This is a genomic window from Agromyces sp. P1_H4 (genome assembly GCF_056405255.1).
In genome coordinates this window covers 1-6,054 of sequence record NZ_JBFUCL010000235.1, presented here as the reverse complement: position 1 = coordinate 6,054, position 6,054 = coordinate 1, and the positions used below count along the sequence as shown (strand labels likewise).

Annotated in this window: 5 protein-coding genes; 1 reads left to right on the top strand and 4 read right to left on the bottom strand. The window is 70.7% G+C overall.

Features of this window, described 5'->3' with window-relative positions:
• The 4 genes from AC1DY2_RS13780 to AC1DY2_RS13765 all read right to left on the bottom strand — a co-directional run.
• On the bottom strand, nt 1-619 hold a 619-nt coding region (locus AC1DY2_RS13780), incomplete at its 3' end, for an ABC transporter permease subunit (protein ID WP_476762952.1).
• On the bottom strand, nt 616-1,371 hold the full coding sequence (locus AC1DY2_RS13775) for an ATP-binding cassette domain-containing protein (protein WP_476762951.1): 756 nt from the start codon (nt 1,369-1,371) through the stop codon (nt 616-618). The genes AC1DY2_RS13780 and AC1DY2_RS13775, both read right to left, overlap by 4 nt.
• Nucleotides 1,372-1,497: 126 nt before the next feature.
• On the bottom strand, nt 1,498-2,562 hold the full coding sequence (locus AC1DY2_RS13770; RefSeq protein WP_476762950.1) for a sugar ABC transporter substrate-binding protein: 1,065 nt from the start codon (nt 2,560-2,562) through the stop codon (nt 1,498-1,500).
• Nucleotides 2,563-2,858: 296 nt separating this feature from the next.
• On the bottom strand, nt 2,859-4,181 hold the full coding sequence (locus AC1DY2_RS13765; RefSeq protein WP_476762949.1) for a GNAT family N-acetyltransferase: 1,323 nt from the start codon (nt 4,179-4,181) through the stop codon (nt 2,859-2,861).
• A 45-nt stretch (nt 4,182-4,226) separates the two neighbouring features.
• On the opposite strand from AC1DY2_RS13765, the gene AC1DY2_RS13760 reads away from it, so the two are divergent.
• Nucleotides 4,227-5,996, top strand: coding sequence for an ABC transporter ATP-binding protein (locus tag AC1DY2_RS13760; protein ID WP_476762948.1), 1,770 nt, complete (start codon nt 4,227-4,229; stop codon nt 5,994-5,996).
• The last annotated feature ends 58 nt before the right edge of the window (nt 5,997-6,054 follow it).

Sequence of the window (6,054 nt, the reverse complement as noted above, 5' to 3'; positions counted from 1 at the left end):
AGCCGGCCCAGGTCGGCAGGTTGCTGTTCTGGATGGCGAGGATCTCGGGCACCTGCACGCGGTAGAGGCCGCCCGAGCCGATGATGATGAGCTCGAAGCCCTGGAGGCCGAGGAAGAGGCCCAGCGTCACGACGAACGACGGGATGCCCACCCTCGCGACGAAGAACCCGATGAACGTGCCGATCGCGATGCCGGCCAGGAACGCGATCGCGAGCGCGACGACCCAGTTGATGCCCTGCACGTTGACCAGCACGATGAAGATGCACATCGTGACGCCGGCGGTGACACCGGCCGACAGGTCGATCTCGCCGAGCAGGATGACGAAGACCAGCGCCATGCCGAGCATGACGAGCGTGGCCGCCTGCGTCATGAGGTTCGCGAAGTTGCGCTCGGTCAGGAAGAACGGGCTGAGGATCGAGAACATGATGCTGAGCACGATGAACCCGCCGATGGCGGGCAGCGCGCCCATCTCGCCGCTGCGCACGCGCTGGAACCAGGCGCGCACCTGGTCGCCGATGCCGCCCTCCTGGCCGCTGCCGATGAGGTCGGCCGCGACGAAGGTCGCCGGGGCATCGGCCACGGGGTCGTCGGTGGTCGGCGTCGTCTTCTGGGTGCTCATGCGGACGCTCCTGCGGGGGTCTTCGTGCCGGTGATGTAGCCGACGACGTCGTCACTCGTGGTCTGGCTCGTCTCGAGGGAGGCGACCATCTGCCCGAGGTAGAGCACGTTGATGTGGTCGGCGACGGCGAACACGTCGACGAGGTTGTGGCTGATGATGATCACCGCGACGCCCTGCTCGGCGAGGCGCTTCACGAGGTTCAGCACCTGCTCGGTCTGGGCGACGCCGAGGGCCGCGGTGGGCTCGTCGAGGATGACGACCCGCGCCTTCTTCAGCACCGCCCGGGCGATGGCCACGGTCTGGCGCTGGCCGCCCGAGAGGGAGGACACCTTCTGCCGCACCGACTTCACCGTGCGCACCGAGAGCGAGCGGAGGGTGTCGGACGCCTGCCGTTCCATGCGGCCCTCGTCGAAGGTGCCGAACTCGGTCTCCTCGCGACCGAGGAACATGTTCTGCACGATGTCGAGGTTCTCGCAGAGGGCGAGGTCCTGGTACACGACCTCGATGCCGAGCCGTGAGGCCTCTCGGGGCGTGTGCAGGGCGACCTCCTGCCCCTCGAACCTCACGCTGCCGGCGTCGTAGGGCTGCACGCCCGCCAGGCCCTTGATGAGGGTGGACTTGCCCGCCCCGTTGTCGCCGACGAGCGCGGTGACCTTGCCGGGGTAGGCCTTGAGATCCACGCCCTTGAGCACGCTGACCGGGCCGAAGCTCTTGACGACTCCACTCAGCTCGATGATGGGCACGTCTTCCATGCCGGGTTCCTTTCGACGGCGCTGTCTGGCTCTCAGTGTGGCACTCGCCGGCTACCGCCGGGAGAGGGGATCGGGGCCCCGGCCGCGGCGATGACGCCGTGGCCGAGGCCCCGAGGATGGAACTGGTTATTCGATGCCGTACTCGCCGCACTTCGCGGCGACCTCGCCCTGGCAGAGCTCGGCCGGGTCGGCATCGCCGGCGTCGACGACGTCGGCCACCTGGTCGGGTCCGACCAGCTGGGGCGTCACGGCGATGTAGGGCGTGCCGTCCTCGAGCTCCTGGTCGGCGGTGGGAGTGTCGCCCTTCAGCAGCTTGGTCGCCAGGTCGATCGCGGCGTCGGCCTCGAGCTTGATCGGCTTGTAGACCGTGGCGGTCTGCTTGCCGAGCAGCACGTTCTGCAGGCCCGCGACCGAGGCGTCCTGGCCCGAGACCGGAACGACGAGGCCGTTCTTGTCGAGGACCGTGATGACGCCGGCGGCGTTGGTGTCGTTGGCCACCCACACCGCGTCGACCTTGCCGCCGAGCGAGGTGAGGGCCTGCTCGAAGTTCGTCGCCGACTTCTCGCCGTCCCAGACGCCCGGGGGCTCGGCCGCCGGCTTGATGCCGGCTGCCTCCATGACCTCGACGGCTCCGTCGTGGAACATCTTCGCGTTGCCGTCGGTCGGGTCGCCGCCCATGTAGACGACGACGGCGCTGGCCGGGTCCTTGCCGGCGGCGGCGAGGCCATCGACGATGGACTGGCCCTCGAGCCGCCCGACCTCTGCGTTGTCGAACGACACGTAGTAGTCGACGCCCTCGATGGGGCGGTCGTAGGCGATGACGGGAATGCCCTCGCCCTTCGCCTTGGCGGCCACCGCGGCGCCTGCGCCGTTGTAGTCGACGAGGAGCATCACGCCGCAGCCCTTGCTGAGCTGCTGGTCGGCGATGGTCGCGTACTTGTTGACATCGCCCTGCGCGTTCTGGATGTCCGTCTCGAAGCCGGCGGCCGTGAGGCCGTCCTCGAGGTACGGGCGGTCGTTGTTCTCCCAGCGCGGCGATGACGCGGCGTCGGGGAGGATGACGCAGGCACGCGTCGCTGCCGCGTCGCCTCCGTCGCTCTCTCCGCCGCTGCCGCCGCTCGAACAACCTGCCAGCAGCAACGCCGAGACACCGACGAGCGCTGCAGTAGAGACCAATGAAGGTGTCTTCATGGCTCTCCCCTTCTGTGATTGAGGTCGACCCCTCGAGGGTTCCGCCGTCATCCTTGGCGGCGGCACAGCAATGATGACGCAAATGTGGGACAGCGGAACAAAACGGTTGATAACGCTTCCGTAACTTACTGACGTGTCAGTAAGCGGGAAAGCGGTACCCGCGGGCGAATGCGGGGGAGCGCTCTCACATCGCGCCCCCGGAATGGGGGCACCAGGTGGCACCGCGACCTCCCGCGACGCGCCGCCCGACCCGGCGCGCCCGCCGACCCGGCGCGCCCGCACGCGGCATCCGGCTGTCAGAACCAGATGCTGAGGTGCGGGGTGCGCTCGGCCGCGAACAGCTGATCGGCGAAGGCGACCGACCGCGGAGCCGTCTCGACRATGCGTCCCGCTCGCGAGAGCACCGAGGGACGCACACCGCCGAGGTAGACGGCGCCGAGCTCCTGCACCCCGAGCTGCAGCGAGGGGCCGGATGCCGCAGCGGCGCCCTCGTCGAGGCGCTCGACCTCGGCGCGACCGCGCTCGTCGACGGTGAGCCGGAAGCGCCCGCGCGCGTGGCCGAGCGGATCGGCCACGCGGAGCTCGAGTGAGCCGGGGAGTCCGTACCGGCGCGCGGAAAGGGCATCGACCGGATCGAGCACTCGCACCCAGAGGTGGTCGCCGACGTCGCTGACGGTGACCGCACGCGGGTCCTCGAGCAGCCACGGCAGCGGTTCGTCGACCGAGCGCAGGCGGCCGCGCACGGCGGTGACGAAGTCCTGTTCGACGAGGAAGCGCCAGAGCGCGCGCTCGGCGTCGTCCGTCGCGGCCGAGAGGAAGTCGAACTCGAGCACGCCGGGCTCGTCGGGCTCGCGCGTGACCCGGAAGCTCGCGAAGCCCTGCGGCTGTCCGTGCTCGTCGTCGTAGCGCACCGTGCGGAGGGCGCGCGCCCGATCGCCGTCGGGGTTCACGAGTCCGAGCCCCCGGTCGATGATGCCGGGCCACCGGTCGATCTCGCCCGGAGTGCGGGCGACGGCCCGACGCGCGATGCCCGGCGCGACCTCACGCAGCGAGGTGGGGTCGACGAAGTGCACCCGCCCCGGGGCGTCGGGCCCGATCCAGTGGGTGCGGCGTCGGTCGACCGTGATCGTGGCGGCCCTGGCCGCGGGGGCGTAGCCGTAGCGGCCGTAGATGGTGGCCTCGGTCGCCGTGAGCATGGCGACGGCGGCGCCGGCGTTGCGGGCGTTCGCGAGCTCGCCCTCCATGAGTGCCCGGGCGATGCCGCGACGGCGGTGCGTCGGCGATACCGTGACAGCGCTGACGGCCCAGGCATCGACGCTGCGCCCGCCCGGCACGCTGAGCCCGGTGGGCCAGCCGTCGACCGTGGCGACGGGCACCTCGGGGTGCGCCGCGGTGCGATCGTAGACGCCGTGCACCCGGCGCTCCCCGGCGACCGAGACGTCGTGGTCGAGGTCGATCTCGCGCGGCCGCGGGTGGTGGAATCCTCGCGTCTCGGCCTCGGCCCAGGCTCGCATGGCGGGCCGGTCGGCCGGGTCGAGCAGGCGGTATTCGAGTCCGTTCCTCGCGAGCGCGGCCGTTGCGGAGGGATCGACCGGGATGCTGCGGGGATCGAAGGACATCAGTCCAGCGTAGCGAGGCGACCTGATCGGCGGCACAATGGGATGATGACCGGGCAAACGCTTTCCCAGATCGAGCGGGCCATCGACGGGCGACATCCGCTCCGCTCGGTGTTCCGCCTCCTCGACCTCCATCGCAGCCGTGTCCTCACGGCGGTCGGCTTCTTCGCGCTCAAGGACACGCCCCTCTGGCTGCTGCCCGTGGTGACGGCGGGCGTCATCGACGTCGTCGTCGACGGCGGCCCCATGTCCACCCTCTGGCTCTGGGCGGGCGTCGCCCTCGTCGCACTCGTGCAGAACTACCCGAACCACGTCATGTACACGCGGCTCTTCATGGGCGCCGTGCGGTCGACCGGCGCCGACCTGCGCAACGCCCTCGCCTCCCGGCTGCAGTCGCTGTCGATCGGCTTCCACTCCCGCGCGAACTCCGCCGTCGTGCAGACCAAGGTCGTGCGCGACGTCGAGAACGTCGAGGTCATGCTGCAGCAGACGACGCATCCGCTGCTCTCGGCGACCATGGTGCTGCTCGGCGCCATCGTGATGACGGCCATCAACGTGCCCGCGTTCCTGCCGGTCTACGCGCTCGCGATCCCGCTCGCCGTGCTGCTGCGCGCCATCCTGAACCGGCGCAGCGCCGCCCGCAACGAGACCTTCCGCCGCGAGGTCGAGCAGTTCTCGGCTCGCGTGGGCGAGATGGCGACGCTCATGCCCATCACCCGCGCGCACGGGCTCGAGCAGACCGCCGTCACGCGAGTGGCCCGCGGCGCCGAGGGCGTGCGCAGCGCCGGCTTCCAGCTGGACCTGCTCAACGGCCGCTTCGCGTCGCTGTCGTGGGTCAGCCTGCAACTGCTGGGCGTCGGATGCCTCGTGCTCGCCGCCTGGATCTCGATCACCGGGCTCATCCCCATCACCCCCGGCCAGGTGGTGCTGCTGAGCTCGTACTTCGCACTGCTCACCGGCGCGGCGACGAACCTCCTCATGCTGCTGCCCGTGATCGCCCGCGGCACCGAGTCGATCCGGTCGATCGCCGAGGTCGTGCAGGAGCCCGACCTCGAGTTCAACGAGGGCAAGCGCGCGGTGCGCGAGGTGCGGGGCGAACTCGGCCTCGAGCACGTCGAGTACCGCTACGACCTCGGCATCCCCCCGGCGCTCGACGACGTGACGCTCGACATCCGCGCGGGCGAGACCGTCGCGTTCGTCGGCTCGTCGGGATCGGGCAAGTCGACCCTGCTCAACCTCGTGCTCGGCTTCCTCCGTCCCACGCGCGGCCGGGTGCTGCTCGACGGCGTGGACATGGAGGAGCTCGACCTCCGCACGTTCCGCCGGTTCGTGTCGGTCGTGCCGCAGGAGTCGGTGCTGTTCGAGGGCACCATCCGCGAGAACATCGTCTACGGGCTCGGCGACGTGAGCGACGAGCGCGTGCTGGCCGCGCTGCGCGACGCGAACGCCCTCGAGATCGTCGAGGCGCAACCCGACGGATGGAACACGGTCGTCGGCGAACGCGGCGCGCGGCTGTCGGGCGGGCAGCGGCAGCGGCTGTCGATCGCGCGGGCGCTCGTGCGCGACCCGCGCGTGCTGCTGCTCGACGAGGCGACGAGCGCCCTCGACCCCGAGTCGGAGGCGAAGATCAAGGGCGCCCTCGAGCACCTGATGCGCGGTCGAACGACCCTCGTGGTCGCCCACCGGCTCTCCACCATCCGCGGCGCCGACCGCATCGTGGTGCTCGAGCGCGGCCGCGTCGTCGAGGTGGGCTCGCACGCCGAGCTGCTCGCCGCGGGCGGGCGCTACGCGGAGCTCGACCGCGTGCAGTCGGCCTGAGCGGATGCCGCGATCGGGCGTCACATGCCCCCGCTCCGCTCATCCGAAGCCCGTGAGG

Bases quoted from the DNA above. Each gene is read 5' to 3' on its own strand.
- AC1DY2_RS13770 (WP_476762950.1), bottom strand. From the start codon at position 2,562: ATGAAGACACCTTCATTGGTCTCTACTGCAGCGCTCGTCGGTGTCTCG.
- AC1DY2_RS13775 (WP_476762951.1), bottom strand. From the start codon at position 1,371: ATGGAAGACGTGCCCATCATCGAGCTGAGTGGAGTCGTCAAGAGCTTC.
- AC1DY2_RS13760 (WP_476762948.1), top strand. From the start codon at position 4,227: ATGACCGGGCAAACGCTTTCCCAGATCGAGCGGGCCATCGACGGGCGA.